This window comes from Rhodanobacter sp. FW106-PBR-R2A-1-15 (assembly GCF_058789735.1).
In genome coordinates this window covers 19,302-35,164 of the sequence record NZ_JBYTEM010000027.1, presented here as the reverse complement: position 1 = coordinate 35,164, position 15,863 = coordinate 19,302, and the positions used below count along the sequence as shown (strand labels likewise).

General features: G+C 69.2%; 13 protein-coding genes. 8 read left to right on the top strand and 5 right to left on the bottom strand.

The window, feature by feature from the left end; all coding sequences use genetic code 11:
- Nucleotides 1–72: 72 nt before the first annotated feature.
- Nucleotides 73–1,068 carry a diguanylate cyclase domain-containing protein gene (locus AC3WTD_RS13720; protein ID WP_492614099.1) on the top strand — a complete coding sequence of 332 codons (996 nt, stop codon included), beginning with the start codon at nt 73–75 and terminating at the stop codon, nt 1,066–1,068.
- A gap of 18 nt (nt 1,069–1,086) precedes the next feature.
- Here the strand turns inward: AC3WTD_RS13720 and AC3WTD_RS13715 are convergent, their stop codons facing one another.
- From AC3WTD_RS13715 to AC3WTD_RS13705, 3 genes are read right to left on the bottom strand one after another with little or no spacing between them, the layout of a single operon-like run.
- On the bottom strand, nt 1,087–1,560 hold the full coding sequence (locus AC3WTD_RS13715) for a hotdog fold domain-containing protein (protein WP_492614098.1): 474 nt from the start codon (nt 1,558–1,560) through the stop codon (nt 1,087–1,089).
- A gap of 55 nt (nt 1,561–1,615) precedes the next feature.
- On the bottom strand, nt 1,616–4,066 hold the full coding sequence (locus tag AC3WTD_RS13710; protein ID WP_492614097.1) for an acyl-CoA dehydrogenase: 2,451 nt from the start codon (nt 4,064–4,066) through the stop codon (nt 1,616–1,618).
- Nucleotides 4,057–4,995, bottom strand: coding sequence for an alpha/beta fold hydrolase (locus AC3WTD_RS13705; RefSeq protein WP_492614096.1), 939 nt, complete (start codon nt 4,993–4,995; stop codon nt 4,057–4,059). Before AC3WTD_RS13705 ends, AC3WTD_RS13710 begins: the two co-directional genes overlap by 10 nt.
- Nucleotides 4,996–5,135: 140 nt before the next feature.
- Here AC3WTD_RS13705 and AC3WTD_RS13700 point away from each other — a divergent pair, with 140 nt between their 5' ends.
- From AC3WTD_RS13700 to AC3WTD_RS13680, 5 genes are all read left to right on the top strand, one after another.
- Nucleotides 5,136–5,714, top strand: coding sequence for a TetR/AcrR family transcriptional regulator (locus AC3WTD_RS13700; RefSeq protein ID WP_369490787.1), 579 nt, complete (start codon nt 5,136–5,138; stop codon nt 5,712–5,714).
- A gap of 45 nt (nt 5,715–5,759) precedes the next feature.
- Entirely contained in the window at nt 5,760–7,625 is a 1,866-nt protein-coding gene (locus AC3WTD_RS13695) for a phosphoenolpyruvate carboxykinase (GTP) (protein ID WP_492614095.1), read from the top strand.
- Between the two features lie 132 nt (nt 7,626–7,757).
- On the top strand, nt 7,758–8,303 hold the full coding sequence (locus AC3WTD_RS13690; RefSeq protein WP_369490789.1) for an RNA polymerase sigma factor: 546 nt from the start codon (nt 7,758–7,760) through the stop codon (nt 8,301–8,303).
- On the top strand, nt 8,300–8,758 hold the full coding sequence (locus AC3WTD_RS13685; protein WP_492614094.1) for a hypothetical protein: 459 nt from the start codon (nt 8,300–8,302) through the stop codon (nt 8,756–8,758). Before AC3WTD_RS13690 ends, AC3WTD_RS13685 begins: the two co-directional genes overlap by 4 nt.
- A gap of 263 nt (nt 8,759–9,021) precedes the next feature.
- Complete coding sequence (locus AC3WTD_RS13680) at nt 9,022–9,924, top strand: DUF4097 family beta strand repeat-containing protein (protein WP_492614093.1); 903 nt, start codon at nt 9,022–9,024, stop codon at nt 9,922–9,924.
- 74 nt (nt 9,925–9,998) lie between these two features.
- Here AC3WTD_RS13680 and AC3WTD_RS13675 read toward each other — a convergent pair whose 3' ends face one another.
- Complete coding sequence (locus tag AC3WTD_RS13675; protein ID WP_369490795.1) at nt 9,999–10,907, bottom strand: hypothetical protein; 909 nt, start codon at nt 10,905–10,907, stop codon at nt 9,999–10,001.
- Between the two features lie 239 nt (nt 10,908–11,146).
- On the opposite strand from AC3WTD_RS13675, the gene AC3WTD_RS13670 reads away from it, so the two are divergent.
- Complete coding sequence (locus AC3WTD_RS13670) at nt 11,147–14,047, top strand: bifunctional diguanylate cyclase/phosphodiesterase (protein ID WP_492614092.1); 2,901 nt, start codon at nt 11,147–11,149, stop codon at nt 14,045–14,047.
- A gap of 49 nt (nt 14,048–14,096) precedes the next feature.
- Here the strand turns inward: AC3WTD_RS13670 and hslO are convergent, their stop codons facing one another.
- Entirely contained in the window at nt 14,097–14,996 is a 900-nt protein-coding gene (gene hslO / locus AC3WTD_RS13665; RefSeq protein WP_492614091.1) for an Hsp33 family molecular chaperone HslO, read from the bottom strand.
- 108 nt (nt 14,997–15,104) lie between these two features.
- On the opposite strand from hslO, the gene mtgA reads away from it, so the two are divergent.
- Complete coding sequence (mtgA, locus tag AC3WTD_RS13660; RefSeq protein ID WP_492614090.1) at nt 15,105–15,845, top strand: monofunctional biosynthetic peptidoglycan transglycosylase; 741 nt, start codon at nt 15,105–15,107, stop codon at nt 15,843–15,845.
- Nucleotides 15,846–15,863 lie beyond the last annotated feature (18 nt).

Here is a 15,863-nt window from a genome sequence, read left to right as displayed (position 1 = left end):
GTACGACGGCATTCATGCCCCGCCGGCGGCAACGGTTAAGGTAAACCCAGGTCTGCCTGTCTGGCGAATACGATGCTGCCGAAGATTCTTGTAGTCGACGACACCACTGCCAACCTGGTCGCCATGCGCCGGCTGCTCGCCCACAGCGGTGCCGAGCTGTTCGAGGCGCACGGCGGCGCCGAGGCGCTGGTGCTGTGCCTGGACCACGAGTTCGCGCTGATCCTGCTCGACGTCAACATGCCCGACATGGACGGCTTCGAGGTGGCCGCCCTGCTCGGCAGCGCCGAGCACCTGCGCGACACCCCGATCATCTTCGTCACCGCCGCCTACGCCGACGACCTGAACCGGCTCAAGGGCTACCACTCCGGCGCGGTCGACTACATCGCCAAGCCGATCAACGACACGATCCTGCAGTCGAAGGTGCGCGTATTCCTGGAGCTGTACACGGCACGCATGAAGCTGCAGCAGGCACTGGACGAGCTGGCCGAGCGCAACCAGCAACTGACCAGGGAAATCGCCGAACGCAAGCTGATGGAGGCGATGGTGCGCCATCAGGCCCAGCACGACCCGCTGACCGGCCTGCCGAACCGCATCCTGTTCCAGGACCGCCTGTACGGCGCGATCCAGCGTGCGAACCGCCACCAGAGCAGGTTCGCCCTCGCCAGCATCGACCTCGACGGCTTCAAGCAGGTCAACGACACCCATGGCCACGCCGCCGGCGACGCTCTGCTGCAGGAGATCGCCGCACGGCTGTCGGCGCAGCTGCGCCGCAACGACACGGTGGCGCGACTGGGCGGCGATGAATTCGCGCTGCTGCTGGAGGACATCGAGGACCCCCGGTTGGCGCTGCAGCTGGGCGAGAAGTTGTGCGCGGCGCTGGGCGAGCCTTATGCGCTCAGCGTCGGCGGCCAGCCGATCGAGGTGCATGTCGGCGCCAGCATCGGCATCGCGCCCTACCGGCCGGATGCGGCCGCCGATGATGCCGACCAGCGACTGATGCAGGCGGCCGACCATGCCATGTACGCAGCCAAGCGCAGCGGCAAGGGCCGCTGCGTGCTGGCGGACTGAACCGGCGCGGGCTGCCTGTTAGCCGCGCTTGCGCGGCGATATCCACATCAGCACGTGCGCCCGGAACACCGTCTCGCCGGCATCATCCGCCACCTCCACCCTGACCGGCCATTCATGACCCTCGCCGGACACGAGCGCGGCCAGCTCCGGCGTGGCGACGCCGTGCATCGTGCCCACCGCCTTCCTCAGGTACTCGACGGTCATGCCCTTGGGGATCCAGCGCATGTCGGCCGGGATGGTCGCATCGGTCATCACCCCGGCGGCCAGTTCGGCTAGGTTGCACAGCGCGATCGCATGCACGGTGCCGAGGTGGTTGTGCACGCGGCGACGGTCGCGGATGCGCACCTCGCAGCGCCCCGGCTGCAGCACCACGAAACGCGGCGCGATCGTGGCGAAGTACGGCGCCTTGAGGCAGACCAGTCGCGAGAAGATCCCGTGGCCTGCCGGCCAGCGCGTGATGCGGCGGTACAGCGACAATACCGAAGCACTCATCGATGGCCCCCAGAAAAAGAACCGGCCCGCAAGGCGGGCCGGTCGGTCGGTCGATTTACGCGGCATCCGCCCGCGTCTTGAACGCGCGCAGCTCGTCGGTGTCGAAGTCGTCCACCGAGATGAACTCGAACACGCCTTCGCGCACGCGCTTGAGCAGGTCCGCCTCGGCTTCCGAAATCACCCCGGCCTGCTGCGCCTCGGCCAGCTGGCCGAGGTAGTCGTGCGACTTGAACTGCCCCGCCTTCAGCGCCTTGCCGAACTTGCGGTCGACCGGCTCGGCGGCGATCACGTCGGGCAGCAGCGCCTTCATGCGACCGATCGTGTTGTTCGCCGTGGGCGTGGTGTAGACCCAGTCGGTGAGGCGGTCGAGCGCGTCATTCGGCGCGGTGAGCAGCGCGGCGACGCGGCGGCCGAGGCGATCGGACGGCGGCACCTCGCGCCGGCCCAGCGGGAATACCAGCGCACGCAGCAGCCACGCCACCGGACGCACCGGGAAGTTGCGGATCGCGCCGTCCAGCGCGTTCTGGATCAGCCACATGCACTCGTGGAAGCCCCAGGCCAGGAACGGGCGGTCCGCCTCCGGCCGGCCGGTGTCCTCGTAGCGCTTGAGCATGGCGCTGGCGATGTACAGGTAGCTCAGCACGTCGCCCAGGCGCGCCGACAGCTTCTCCTTGAACTTCAGCTTGCCGCCAAGCACGCCCATGAACACGTCGGCGGTGAGCGCCAGCGCGGCCGAGTAGCGGTCGAGCTTGCGGTAGTAGCGGCGGGTGTAGGCGTCGCCGGCGGTTTCGCCCAGGCGCGCACCGGAGAAGCCCATAGCGAAGCTGCGCACCGCATTGGAGATGCCGAAACCGAGGTGGCCGAACAGCAGCCGGTCGAACGTCTTCAGCCGCTCGCCGCGGTCGGCGATCGACAGCGCCTGCATTTCCTTCAGTACGTACGGATGGCAGCGGATCGCGCCCTGGCCGAAGATCATCAGGCTGCGCGTCATGATATTGGCGCCTTCCACGGTGATCGCGATCGGCACCGCCGACCAGCCGCGCCCGGCGTAATTCTTCGGGCCCAATTGCACCGCCTTGCCACCGTGCACGTCCATGGTGTCCTTGGCCATCTGCCGTGCCCACTCGGTGGCGTGGTACTTGGCGATCGCCGACGGCACCGCCGGCTTCTCGCCGCGATCGACCGCCGCCGCGGTGGCGCGCGACAGCGCCGCGGTGGCGTAGGTGAGGCCGCCGATGCGCGCCAGCGCCTCCTCCACGCCCTCGAAGCGGGCCACCGCCAGGCCGAACTGCTTGCGCATGCGCGCATAGGCCCCGGTGGCCAGCGCCGAGGCGCGCATGCCGCCGGTGGCGTTGGACGGCAGCGAGATCGCGCGGCCCACCGACAGGCACTCGACCAGCATGCGCCAGCCGTGGCCGGCCATCTGCGGGCCGCCGATCAGCACCGACAGCGGCGCGAACACGTCGTTGCCGCGCACCGGCCCGTTCTGGAACGGGATGTTCAGCGGGAAGTGGCGGCGGCCGATCTCCAGCCCCGGCGTCGAGCGCGGCAGCAGCGCCAGGGTGATGCCGAGATCCTCCTTGTCGCCCAGCAGGTGCTCGGGGTCGAACATGCGGAAGGCCAGGCCGACCACCGTGGCGATCGGCGCCAGCGTGATGTAGCGCTTGTCGAAGGTGAGCTTGATGCCGAGCGTCTCCACGCCATCGACCACCTGCCTGCAGACGATGCCCACGTCGGGGATCGAGGTGGCGTCGGAACCGGCGTAAGGGCCGGTCAGCGCGAAGCAGGGAATCTCCTCGCCCACCGCCAGGCGCGGCAGGTAGTGGTTCTTCTGCTCTTCCGAGCCGTAGTGCAGCAGCAGTTCGGCCGGGCCCAGCGAGTTCGGCACGGCCACCGTGGAGGACACCGTGGCCGAGATGGTGGACAGCTTCTGCAGCACCGCCGAATGCGCCAGTGCGGAGAACTCGAGGCCGCCGTACCGCTTCGGAATGATCATGCCGAAGAAACGGTTCTTCTTGATGAACGCCCACACATTCGGCGGCAGGTCGGCCAGCTCGTGGGTGATCTGCCAGTCGTCGATCATCCCGCACAGCTCTTCCACCGGGCCGTCCATGAAGGCCTGCTCCTCCACGGAGAGCTCGGGCTTCGGCTGCTTCAGCAGCTCGTGCCAGTCCGGCTTGCCGGAGAACAGCTCGCCCTCGAAACCGACCGTGCCGGCCTCCAGCGCGGTCTGCTCGGTCTCGGACAGCTGCGGGGTGACCTTGGCGAACAGCTTCAGCAGCGGCAGGCTGATCTGCCTGCGGCGGAAGTCCACCAGCAACAGCGGCAGCGCGATCGCCAACTCGACGATCAGCAGGATCGTGGTGGTCCACGGCGCATGCACGACCAGGCCGACCACCAGCGTGGCGGCGAGCGTGGCGATCGCCCAGTTGCGCAGGCTGCTGCGGTGGTAGGCACAGACGCCGGTGGCAATGAGCGCCGCCAGCAGGGTCAGTATCACGGACATCTCAACACCTCATGGCGATCGAACGGAGCCGGCGACGCGCCGGCCGGTTGGTCAAGGGCAAGGTTCTGCGCGAAGCGGACCACCTCGCGGGTAAAAGCGTCATTCGCGTCGCCGGCCACCATATGGGTGGCGTGCGGCAACTCCACGTGCTGCGCATGCGGCACCAGCTGCAGGAATTCGTCGACGGTGGCGCGCGACACCACGTCGCTGCGCGCGCCGGACAACAACAGCACGGGCACCTCGATCTTCGTCGCGGCGGCCTGCAGGCGCGGCTGGTAGCGCTCGCTCTCCTGCACCAGGTCGCCGGCCAGCAGCGCCGGGTCCCAGTGCCAGCGCAAGCGGCCATCGGCACCCTCACGCAGCAATGGCCGCAGTTGCTGTTCGCTCTTGCGCTCGCGCCGCTGCGGCAGGTAGGCGGCGATCTGCTCGGCGGCCTCGGCATAATTCGCGAAGCCGTGCGGATGCGCCTGCATGAAGGCAAGGATGCGTTCCACCCCGGCGGTTTCCCAGCGCGGCGTGATGTCCACCAGCACCAGCGCACGGAACGGCGACGGCCGCACCTCGCCGGCCAGCACGATGCCGAGCAGGCCGCCCATCGAGGCGCCCACCAGGATCGGCGGCTGCGGCTGCGCCACGGCCAGCCGCCGCAGGTCATCGGCAAACTGGTCCATGTGATAGCCGGTGCGGGAATCGGCGCCGCCCGCCATCCGCTCGCTCTCGCCATGCCCGCGCGCGTCGAAGCTGACGCAACGGCAGCCCGCCTGCGCCAGCGCCGCGGCGGTACTGTTCCAGGCGCCACGGGTCTGGCCGAAGCCGTGCGCGAACAGCAGGGCCGGACCGCCCACCGGCCCACGCGTTTCCACCGCCAGACGAAGGTCGGCGGTGGGGAAGCGGCTGATCGCCGGGGATGCGGGGATATTGCTTACCATACGGATGAGTATGGATTGCCCCGGCAAGCGGCGTCAACCATGCGTCCAACGCTGCCGCCACGGGCCGGGTACGCCCGGACGTGTGCGCCGACCGGCATGCCGCATTACAAAAATGCGCGGCCTGCCGTTACCATACGCAAATGAATGTCAGCAGCAAGCCAGAACGTACCCGGCTGTCGGCCGAGGATTGGGAACTTGCCGCGCTGCAGCTGATCGCCGAACAAGGCGTCGGCGCACTCGCGGTGGAAGCGCTGGCACGCCGGCTGGGCGTGACCAAGGGCAGCTTCTACTGGCACTTCCGCACCCGCGAGGCGCTGCTGCATGCCGCGCTGGAGCGCTGGGAGCAGTACGGCGAGCGCGAGGTGCTGGGCCAGATCGAGCAGATCGCCGATCCGCGTCAGCGCCTGCCCGAGCTGTTCCGCCGCGTCGCCCACGAGCTGCAGCCGCACCGCGTCTACGCCGCGCTGCTGAAGGCGCTGGACCACCCGCAGGTGGTGCCGGTGATGGCCCGCGTGTCGCAGCGGCGCATGGAGTTCCTCACCACCGCCTACCGCGAAGCCGGCCTGCCGCCCGCCGAGGCGCTCAACCGCGCGCGGCTGACCTACGCCGCCTACGTCGGCTTCCTGCAGCTGAACTTCACCCTGGGCCTGCCGCGGATCAACCTCGAAGAGTTCGACGCCTACGTCGAACACATGATCGCGACCCTGATCCCGGCCTGAGCCGGCTCCCGCGGAACATCCCGAACGGCGCCATCCGGCGCCGTTTTGCTGCGCCCAACCTTGCAATACCAGTGCGCGCAAACTAGCGTTTCAACTCTTTTTTTCCACAAGACCTTAGAGGGCACGATGGCCAGCACGCTGGAAGCGCTTGATCGTTGGGTCGACGAAGTGGCGGCGCTGACCCGCCCCGCCCGGATCCACTGGTGCGACGGTTCGGAGGCCGAATACCAGACCCTGGTGCGGCAGATGCTGGCCGACGGCACCCTGCTCGAACTGAACCAGCAGACCCATCCCGGCTGTTATCTGCACCGTTCCCATCCCACCGACGTGGCCCGCGTCGAGCACCTCACCCTGGTCTGCCACCCGAACCGGGAAGACGCCGGCCCGAACAACCACTGGATGGACCCGGCCGAGGCGCATGCGAAGATCGACGCGCTGTTCGACGGCTGCATGGAAGGCCGCACCCTGTACGTGATCCCGTACTGCATGGGCCCGGTCGACTCGCCGCTGGCGCGCTGCGGGGTGGAGATCACCGACAGCCCATACGTGGTCGCCAACATGAAAATCATGACCCGCATGGGCGCGGCCGCGCAGGCGCGCATCGAGCGCGAGGGTTCGTTCGTGAAGGGCGTGCATTCGGTCGGCGAGCTCGATCCCGAGCAGCGCTGGATCATGCACTTCCCGGCCGAGCTTTCGATCAAGTCCTACGGCTCCGGCTACGGCGGCAACGCGCTGCTGGGCAAGAAGTGCCACGCGCTGCGCATCGCCTCGAACCAGGCCCGCACGGAAGGCTGGCTGGCCGAGCACATGCTGATCGTGGGCATCGAGAACCCGCAGGGCCAGACGCACTACATCGCCGCCGCCTTCCCCTCCGCCTGCGGCAAGACCAACCTGTCGATGCTGATCCCGCCCGAAGGCTACCTGCACGAGGGCTGGAAGGTGTGGACGATCGGCGACGACATCTGCTGGATGCGCCCCGGCGCGGATGGACGGCTGTACGCGATCAACCCGGAGGCCGGCTTCTTCGGCGTGGCGCCGGGCACCAGCGACGCCACCAACCACAATGCCATGCAGAGCATCTCGCACGACACCATCTTCACTAACGTCGCCGTCACCGCCGACCACCAGCCGTGGTGGGAAGGCCTGCCCGGCACGCCGGTCACCGACTGGCAGGGGCGGCCCTACGACCCGGCCAACGGCCCGGCTGCGCATCCTAACTCGCGCTTCACTGTGAGTGCGAAGCAGTGCCCGACCTGGTCGGCGCAGGCCGAGGCGCCGCAGGGCGTACCGATCAGCGCCATCGTGTTCGGCGGCCGCCGACCCTCGCTGCTGCCGCTGGTGATGGAAGCGCGCGACTGGACCCATGGCGTGCTGATGGGCGCGGCGATGGGCTCGGAAACCACCGCCGCCGCCACCGGCGCGGTCGGCGTGCTGCGCCGCGACTCGATGGCGATGAAACCGTTCTGCGGCTACCACTACGGCGACTACTTCGCGCACTGGCTGTCATTCGACAAGCCGGGCGCGAAGCTGCCGAAGATCTTCCACGTCAACTGGTTCCGCAAGGGCGCCGACGGCAAGTTCCTGTGGTCGGGCTTCGGCGACAACCTGCGCGTGCTGGAATGGATGATCGACCGCGTTGAGGGCCGCGTGGGCGGCGTCGAGACGCCGATCGGCATCCTGCCCGGCGAGGGTGAACTCCAGCTCGACGGGCTCAAGCTCGACCGCCGCCGGCTCGACGAACTGCTCGACGTGGACAGCGCCGGCTGGCAGGCCGAGTTGTCCGCCATCGGCGACTATCTCGCCAGCTTCGCCCCGCGCTTGCCCGAACGCCTGCGACGGGAGCAGCAACGCGTGGCGCAGGCGCTGCAAAGCGATGTCGGCCCGGCCCGGCGCGAGGCTGCCGCCTCCTGAGGCAACCGGACCGCGCAGGTCGTCGCGACCTGTGTGCGGTACCCGCCGCCGGGCCGCCGTGCAAACCCTTTCGTGCCACGGCGCATCCAAGCTGGCAAGATGATCGCCGCCTGTCCCGCCCCTGGAAGCTCCATGTCGCCTGCCTCAGCGGGAGCCAACGACAGCGATGACGTGCGCGCGGCGGCCGCCGGCGACCGCCAGGCGTTCCAGCGACTGTACCGGCTGCATGTGGGCCGCGTGCACGGCGCGGTATGTCGGCTCGCCGGCTACGACCATGCCCGCGCCGAGGACCTCACCCAGGACGCGTTCATCCGCGCCTGGCAGAAGCTGCCCGGCTTCCGTCACGAGAGCGCGTTCGGCACCTGGCTGTACCGGCTCGCGGTGAACGTGGCGCTGATGGACATCCGCGCGCGCGGCGCCGACCCGGTCAGCATGCTCGACGACGAGCATCTGCCGGACACCGGCCAGACCCCGTTCTGCGCCGCCGAGCGCGAGGAGCTGGAGCGCGCCATCGCCAGGCTGCCGCCGCGCGCCCGCGCGGTGCTGGTGCTGCACGACATCGAGGGCTGGCGGCACGAGGACATCGGCGGCGAGCTGGGCATGGCCAGCGGCACCTCGAAAGCGCAACTGCACCGCGCACGCGGCCTGCTGCGCAAGATCCTGGGAGAAAGCTCATGAACGAATTTGAATGGCGCCGCCAGCTGCGCGACCTGCGCCAGCCGCTGGCACCACGGCGCGACCTCTGGTCCGCGATCGACGCCATGCTGGAAGACGCCGAGCGCATGCAGGCACCCGCGGCGCCGCACCCGTGCGAGCCTCATCCGGCGCCGCGCCGGCGCCGGATGCTCGCCGCCGCCGGGCTCGCCGCCTCGCTGCTGCTCGCCGCCGGCATCGGCTGGCGCGTATGGCAGAACCCGACGGCCGCGCCGGCGACAGGCCGCCTGCAGGCCAGCACCCACTGGAAACCTTCCGACCCGCGCCTCGCCGGCGCCGCGATCGAACTGGACGCGGCCCACATGGAACTGCAGCTGGCTTTGCAGCAGGCCCCGGATTCGCCGGCGCTGCAGCGCCTGCTCGGCCGCATCGAACAGCAACAGACGCAACTGCGCCACCTGGCCAACCACGCCGGCTGAGCGGTTGTGATTTTTCAACCTCTCAGACCGGCCACGGCGAGGGCATGGCGAGGGCATGGATGCCTGAGTTGAGGCAACGCAGGAGCAGTTGCCCGATGCCCGAGTTGAGGCAACGCAGGAGCGGTTGCCCGATGGCCGGACATGAAACAGCCACGCAAGTGACTGTTTCATGTGAGCGAGTCCGGGCATGTACCGGACTCGCGACTGAAGAAAACCACAGGAAGTGGTTTTCTTCACAAGCTCTGAGACCACCAGGAACGACCATGAAACCCGTCCGCTATCTTCCCCTGCTGCTGTGCCTGTGCATCGGCCAGGCGCTCGCCGACTCGCCGATCCAGCTGCGCCACGACGCCACCCCGACCGTCCGCATCGGCGTCGGCAACGTCGCCGGCACGGTCAGCGTGACCGCCTGGGACCGCAACGAAGTGCAGGTCAACGGCCGGCTCGGCGACGGCGCCAAGCCACTGGCGATCACCGGCAACAACAGCAGCCTGGAGATCAGGGTGGAACCGCAAGGCGGCTCCGGCTGGTTCAACCGGGGCGGCGACAGCAGGATGGCGCCGACCACGCTGGAACTGCACGTGCCCAAGGCCGCCTCGCTCGACGTCAACGTGGTCAGCGCGCCGCTGCTCATCGACGGCATGGACGGCGGCAGCATCCAGGTCAACACGGTCAGCGGCAAGGCGCGGATCAATGCACGCACACCCTCGCTGAAGGCGCACAGCATCAGCGGCGGCATCGAGCAGGCCGGGCATGCCGACCAGGCGGAACTGCAGACCGTCAGCGGCGAGATTCTCGCGCCCGCGCTGGGTCCCGAGGTCGAACTGCAGACCATTTCCGGTCGCATCCAGGCCAGCGGCGGACCATGGCGGAAGCTCACTCTCAGCACCGTGTCCGGCGACGTGCAGCTCACCGGCGGCGTGACCGCCGGCGGCAGCCTCGGCATCGACAGTATGAGTGGCGACGTGCAGCTCCAGCTGCCTGCGGCCACCTCGGCCAGCCTGCATGCCAGCAGCTTCAGCGGCAACCTGCGCAGCGATTTCGGCACGCCGAAGGAAGCCGGGCACGGCCCCGGCAGCTCGCTGGATGTCCGCCTCGGCGACGGTGCCGGCAAGATCAATGTAGAGACGTTCAGCGGCGACCTGCGCGTGCGCAAGCGGGACTGAACGCACGCGCGAACGAAAAACGCCGTCGCATGGCGACGGCGTTTTTCCTCATGGGACCGGCGGAAGAAGACCGGTCAGAGATCCTGGTGGTATTGCACGTACGGGGTGCGCGACTGGTCCGGTTCCGGGCCGACCGGCGTATTGGCCGACGTGCCGGACGACCACAGGTTCTGCGCGCCGACGCTCAGCGAGCCGCGCCACGGCAGGCGCCAGGTCACGCCCAGGTCGATGCTGTTCCAGCGGCGGTCGGCGTTCAGGCCACCGGGGATGCCCGCCTGCGGCTGCATCGTGCGGCCGGTCACCACGCCGCTCAGCGGGCCATGGTCGACGCCAAAGCTCAGCGCCTTCTGATCCAGCGTGTCGACGCCGAGCAGGTTGCCCGGCAGCAGATGGATGCGGCCCACGCTGGCGCCGAGGTCGATGCCGCTCCTGCTGCCCAGGGCCAGCCGCCCATGCGCGTTGAGCTGGGTACTGCTCTCGAAGCTGGGCAGGCCATCTACGCCCGGCGCGGCACCCGGCAGCACGCGCGGCAACACGTTCCTGTTCGGTGTGGTGGTGCTGCCGATGCTGACACCCACGCTGTAGCTGCCGGCGTCATAGGTGGCACCCACTTCGCTGTCCAACACGCGCAGGCCCGGGTTCGTCCACGCCTGCTCGCTGACCTCCGCGTGCGCCTGCAGCCGCGGCCCCAGCCCGTATTCCACGCCGGTGGTCATCACCGTGGAGGCATCCACCACCCGCAACGCCAGCGGCGCATGCTTGCGCAGAGCTTCGGCACCGGTGCTGCGATCCGCCTTGATCGCCAGCAGCCGGCCATCGGCGCCGCGCCACAACGGCACCACGACGCCCGGCTCGACCTCGGCCGTCTGCTCCGGCGGCTGCGCCAGCAGGCGCTGCGCCAGGCTGCTGTCGCCGCCCACGGACTGCCCGGCCGCCGCAAGCGGCAGCGAGAGGATCAGCAGCAGGATGGACAGGCGGCGCATGAGGACGGACCGAAGACTCGCTCGATGGAGGATACTTGCTGCGCAGTATACCCCGCTTTACGTTTTGCTAACACCCCGGAAATCCGCGCCAACGCACAAATGGCGGCACCCGGCGCAGCTATGACCCCTTGGCCCGCCGCGGGTTCCCGCCCCCCGCATGAAACTGGCGAGGGGGCGGACTTACACGATATAAAGACGCGCCAACCCCGCCAGATCGCACTGGAACCAGTCGCAGCCCCATGAGTGCCACACCGACGATCCGTTCATCCCAGCCACCGCCGGTGGCCAAGGATCTTGCGGCCCTGCATGCGGCGGTCGAACGATTGTTCGAGGCTCCCGACGCCGCCGGCGTCATGGAAGTCTGCGAGCTCATGCTGGACAACCTCGGCATCCACGGCCGCCTGCGCTGGCGGCGCATGGACGAGCAGCCCGGTCACCTGGCCGGGCAACTGCTCCTTGCCGAGGATCCGCAAGGCCCGCGCAGCCTGGTGCTGGAATGGGCCGACCTGCCGCTGCCCGAGCTCCTGCGCGACCGTCTGGACTGGCTGGGCCGCCTGGCCGACATCCGCCTGCATCAACTGGCCGAGACCAGCCGCCTGTACGAGGCCATCTCGCGGCTGGCGCAGGCCGAGCGGCTGCAGCGCGCGCTGTATGCGATCGCCGAGCAGGCCGGCGCCGAGCACGACATGTCCGAGATGATGCGCTCGCTGCACGCCATCGTCAGCAGCCTGATGTACGCGGAAAACTTCTACATCGTGCTCTACGACGAAGCCACCGAGACGGTGCGTTTCCCCTACTACGTCGACATCAAGGACACCGGTCCGCCACCGCCGGACCAGAGCGTGCCGCTGCACGACATGCTGCACAGCCTGACCTGGAACCTGCTGCAGGAGGGCCGGCCGCTGATGGGTTCGATCGACGAGCTGCGCCAGCAGTTCGGCAACCGCCTCGTGCCGCTCGGCCCCAGCTGCGAACACTGGCTCGGCGCGCCGTTGCTGCGCGCCGGCCGCGTCGTCGGCGGCATCGTGATGCAGAGCTACCGCGCCGATACGCATTACTCGCGGCACGACCTGGAACTGCTGAACTATGTGGCCCAGCACATGCAGACCGCACTGGAGCGGCGCGAGGCGCACCTCGAACTCGGTCGCCGGGTGACCGACCGCACCGCCGCACTGCGCGAGGCGAACCGCGTACTGCGCCAGCAGGTGCTGCAACGCCAGCGCGGCGAGCGCCTGCAGGCGGCGCTGTTCCGCATCGCCGAGCTGGCCAACACCTCGGACAGCCCGGACAAGTTCTACGCGGCCATGCACCAGGTGATCAGCGGCTTGCTGTACGCGCGCAACTTCTACATCGCGCTGATCGACGAGGAAAGCGGCCATCTCACCTTTCCCTATTCGGTGGACGACATGGACAGCGTGCGCCCACCGCGCGCGCACGGCCGTGGCGCCAGCGAATATGTGCTGCGCCACGCCAAACCGCTGCTGGCCACGCCGACCGAACTGGCCCAGCTGGTCGCACTCGGCGAGATCACCCACACCGGCGCGCGCTCGGTGTGCTGGCTCGGCGTGCCGCTGATCTGGGGCGGCAAGGCGATGGGCGTGCTGGCGCTGCAAAGCTACTCGCCCGAACACACCTACAGCGAGCGCGACCAGGAACTGCTGACCTTCGTCAGCTACCACATCGCCAACGCGCTGCAGCGCAAGCAGGCGGCCGCGTCGCTGAAGCACGCCTATGCCGGGCTGGAACGCCGCGTCACCGGGCGCACCCGCGCGCTGGCGCTGGCCAACCGCGACCTGCGCGAACAGATCGCCGAACGCGAACGCGTCGAGCGCCGGCTGAAGTACGAGACCCTGCACGACTCGCTGACCGGCCTGCCGAACCGAACCCTGCTGCTGCAACGGCTGGAACAGGCCATGCAGCGCTACGCCGACAACCCCGACGAACAGTTTGCCGTGCTGTTCATCGACCTGGACCGCTTCAAGGTCATCAACGACTCGGTCGGCCACCTGGTCGGTGACGACCTGCTGTTCCAGGTCGGCGGCCGCATCCGCGCCTGCCTGAAGACCCGTGACGTGGTCGCGCGGCTCGGCGGCGACGAGTTCGCGGTGCTGCTGGAAGGCATCGTCGAAACCGGCAAGGCGACGCTGATCGCCGAACGCATCATCAGCGAGCTGCAGACGCCGTTCCGGCTCGGCACCAAGGAGATCTTCACCTCCGCCTCGATCGGCATCGCGCTGGCCCGCCCGCATTACCGCCAGCCGGAGGAACTGCTGCGCGACGCCGACGCGGCGATGTACAACGCGAAGGACGGCGGCCGCCATCGCGCGGCGATGTTCGACGACCGCCTGCGCCGTGAGGCGCTGTCGCTGCTGGACATGGAGAGCGACCTGCGCCATGCGCTCAGCCGCAACGAGTTCGAGCCGTTCTACCAGCCGATCGTGGAACTGGCCGACGGCCACGTCACCGGCTACGAGGCGCTGCTGCGCTGGCACCATCCCGAGCGCGGCCTGCTGCCGCCGCACGACTTCGTGCTGATCGCCGAGGAATGCGGCTGCGCCGAGGCGATCGACTGGCAGATCTTCGAGCAGGTGTGCACCCAGGCGGTGCGGCTGATCGGCACCGATGGCTTCATCAGCATCAACGTATCCGGCCGGCATTTCCGCTCGGCCGACCTCGACCGGCGGCTGCTTGCGCTGTTCGAGCAGTACGCCGTGCCCACGCGCTGCATCCGCATCGAGGTCACCGAGCACGCGCTGCTGGAGAACCCGACCCAGGTCAAGCAGATGCTGCAGAACCTGCGCAGCCACGGCGTCGGCATCGCGCTGGACGATTTCGGCACCGGCTATTCCTCGCTCAGCTACCTGCACCAGTACCCGTTCGAGACGCTGAAGATCGACCGCTCGTTCATCACCGAACTGCCGCCGGACGACACCGAAACGCAGGGCCTGGCGCTGGTGCGCGCGATCCAGGTGCTAGCCGATTCGCTGGGGATGAAGGTGATCGCCGAAGGCATCGAGGAAGAATCGCAGCGGCAGGCGCTGCTGCGGGTGGGCTGCCGCTACGGTCAGGGCTTCCTGTTCGCCGAACCGCAACCCGCCAGCACCTGGCTCGGCGCGGGCAGGCCGCCGCTGCAGGGCTGAGCGCGCCGCCGCACCCGGCCGGCACGAAGGTCTCCGGTGCGGGGCTTTCCTACTGCGCCGTCCCCGGCGCGCCGGGTGCCGCCGCCATGCTGAGCAGGTGCTCGGCATCGATGCGGTCGAAGTGGTAGTGCTGCGCACAGAACTCGCAGATCACCTCGATCTCGCCGTCGCGCGCGGCCAGCGCCGCCTCCACCTCGTCGCGACCGAGCGAACGCAACATCGCGCTCACCCGCTCGCGGCTGCAGCTGCAGCCGAATGCCAGCGGGCGCGGCTCGAACAGGCGCACCGATTCCTCGTGGTAGAGCCGGTACAGCAGCTGTTCCGGCGCGCTGGTCAGCAGTTCCGCCGCGCCCAGGGTGGCGGTCAGGTGCACCACGCGGTTCCACGCATCGTCGTCCTGCACGGCATCGTGGCCGCCCTCGCCCGGCATCTTCTGCAGCATCAGGCCAACCGCGTGCTCGCCGTCGGCGGCCAGCAGGATCCGCGCCGGCAACTGCTCGGACTGCACGAAGTAGCCCTCCAGTGACTCCGCCAACCCGGCGTGCCGCAGGTCGACCAGGCCCTGGTAGCGCTGGCCGCGATCGACGTTGCCGATGGTAATCGCCATCACCGCGTCGGCCAGCGCATCCAGCGCCAGCGGCGCGGGCAGCGGCGCGTTCCAGCGCGCCAGCCCGCGCAGGCGGCCGTGGTCGCTGCACTCGGCGAACAGCAGGCGCAACGCGGCAGCGCTCTTCAGCTCGATCGACAGCGCGCCGTCCAGCTTGATGTTGCCGGTCAGCAGCGCGCTGGCCGCCAGCGCCTCGCCCAGCAGCGCGTGCAACGCCGGCGGGTAATCGGCGCGAGCGGCCACCTCGCGCCAGGCCGGCCCCAGTCGCACCAGCGTGCCGCGCACCCCGGCGCGTTCCAGCAGGAAGCGGTGCAACACGTCGTCCACAGGCAGTTCGTCCACGGCAAGGGTCTCTTCGGGTCAAGCGCCACAGATGGGGGCGCCGCGGCGCCCGGACAACGTCCCGGAGGCTGGCCCTTATACTGCCTGCCTCCTTCCGCGCGTACCGCCATGCCTTTTCCGTTCCGCCGCGCCCCGCTGGTACGTCTGCTGCGCATGCTGGCGATCGCGCTGCTGGCATGGCTGGCGCTGAGCTGGCTGGTGGTGCTGGTGCTGCGCTTCGTGCCGCCGTGGACATCGGCGGTGATGCTGGAGCGCCAGCTCGGCGCGTGGATCCACGGCGAGAAGGGTTTCCAGCTGCGCCAGCATTGGGTTCCGTGGAGCCAGGTATCGGGCTGGGTGCCGCTGGCGATGGTGGCCGGCGAGGACCAGAAATTCCCCTACCACCACGGCTTCGACCTCCATTCCATCCAGGACGCGCTCGACGCGGCCGATGACGGCAGGCGCCTGCGCGGAGCCAGCACGATCAGCCAGCAGACCGCCAAGAACCTGTTCCTGTGGAACGGCCGCAGCTTCGTGCGCAAGGGGCTGGAGGCATACTTCACCGTGCTGATCGAACTGAGCTGGCCGAAGCAGCGCATCCTCGAGGTGTACATGAACATCGCCGAGCTGGGCGACGGCGTCTACGGCGTGGGCGCGGCCAGCGAGGCGTACTTCCACGTTGCGCCGGCCCAGCTCGGCCCGGCCCAGGCCGCCCGCCTCGCCGCGGTGCTGCCGAGCCCACGTCGGCTGCACGCCGACCGCCCCAGCGCCTACCTGCAGCGCCGCGCCGGCTGGATCCAGCAGCAGATGGTCCGGCTCGGCGGCCCCGGCTATGTCGAGGGCCGCGCGCCGCTGCGTCCGCCGCATTGAGCGCGGCTCGCCTCGCCG

Excerpts from the sequence above, each read along its gene's own strand:
- AC3WTD_RS13705 (WP_492614096.1), bottom strand. The coding sequence starts at position 4,995 with ATGGTAAGCAATATCCCCGCATCCCCGGCGATCAGCCGCTTCCCCACC.
- AC3WTD_RS13715 (WP_492614098.1), bottom strand. The coding sequence starts at position 1,560 with ATGAGTGCTTCGGTATTGTCGCTGTACCGCCGCATCACGCGCTGGCCG.
- AC3WTD_RS13710 (WP_492614097.1), bottom strand. The coding sequence starts at position 4,066 with ATGTCCGTGATACTGACCCTGCTGGCGGCGCTCATTGCCACCGGCGTC.
- AC3WTD_RS13700 (WP_369490787.1), top strand. The coding sequence starts at position 5,136 with ATGAATGTCAGCAGCAAGCCAGAACGTACCCGGCTGTCGGCCGAGGAT.
- AC3WTD_RS13685 (WP_492614094.1), top strand. The coding sequence starts at position 8,300 with ATGAACGAATTTGAATGGCGCCGCCAGCTGCGCGACCTGCGCCAGCCG.
- mtgA (WP_492614090.1), top strand. The coding sequence starts at position 15,105 with ATGCCTTTTCCGTTCCGCCGCGCCCCGCTGGTACGTCTGCTGCGCATG.
- AC3WTD_RS13670 (WP_492614092.1), top strand. The coding sequence starts at position 11,147 with ATGAGTGCCACACCGACGATCCGTTCATCCCAGCCACCGCCGGTGGCC.
- AC3WTD_RS13720 (WP_492614099.1), top strand. The coding sequence starts at position 73 with ATGCTGCCGAAGATTCTTGTAGTCGACGACACCACTGCCAACCTGGTC.
- AC3WTD_RS13675 (WP_369490795.1), bottom strand. The coding sequence starts at position 10,907 with ATGCGCCGCCTGTCCATCCTGCTGCTGATCCTCTCGCTGCCGCTTGCG.
- AC3WTD_RS13680 (WP_492614093.1), top strand. The coding sequence starts at position 9,022 with ATGAAACCCGTCCGCTATCTTCCCCTGCTGCTGTGCCTGTGCATCGGC.
- AC3WTD_RS13690 (WP_369490789.1), top strand. The coding sequence starts at position 7,758 with ATGTCGCCTGCCTCAGCGGGAGCCAACGACAGCGATGACGTGCGCGCG.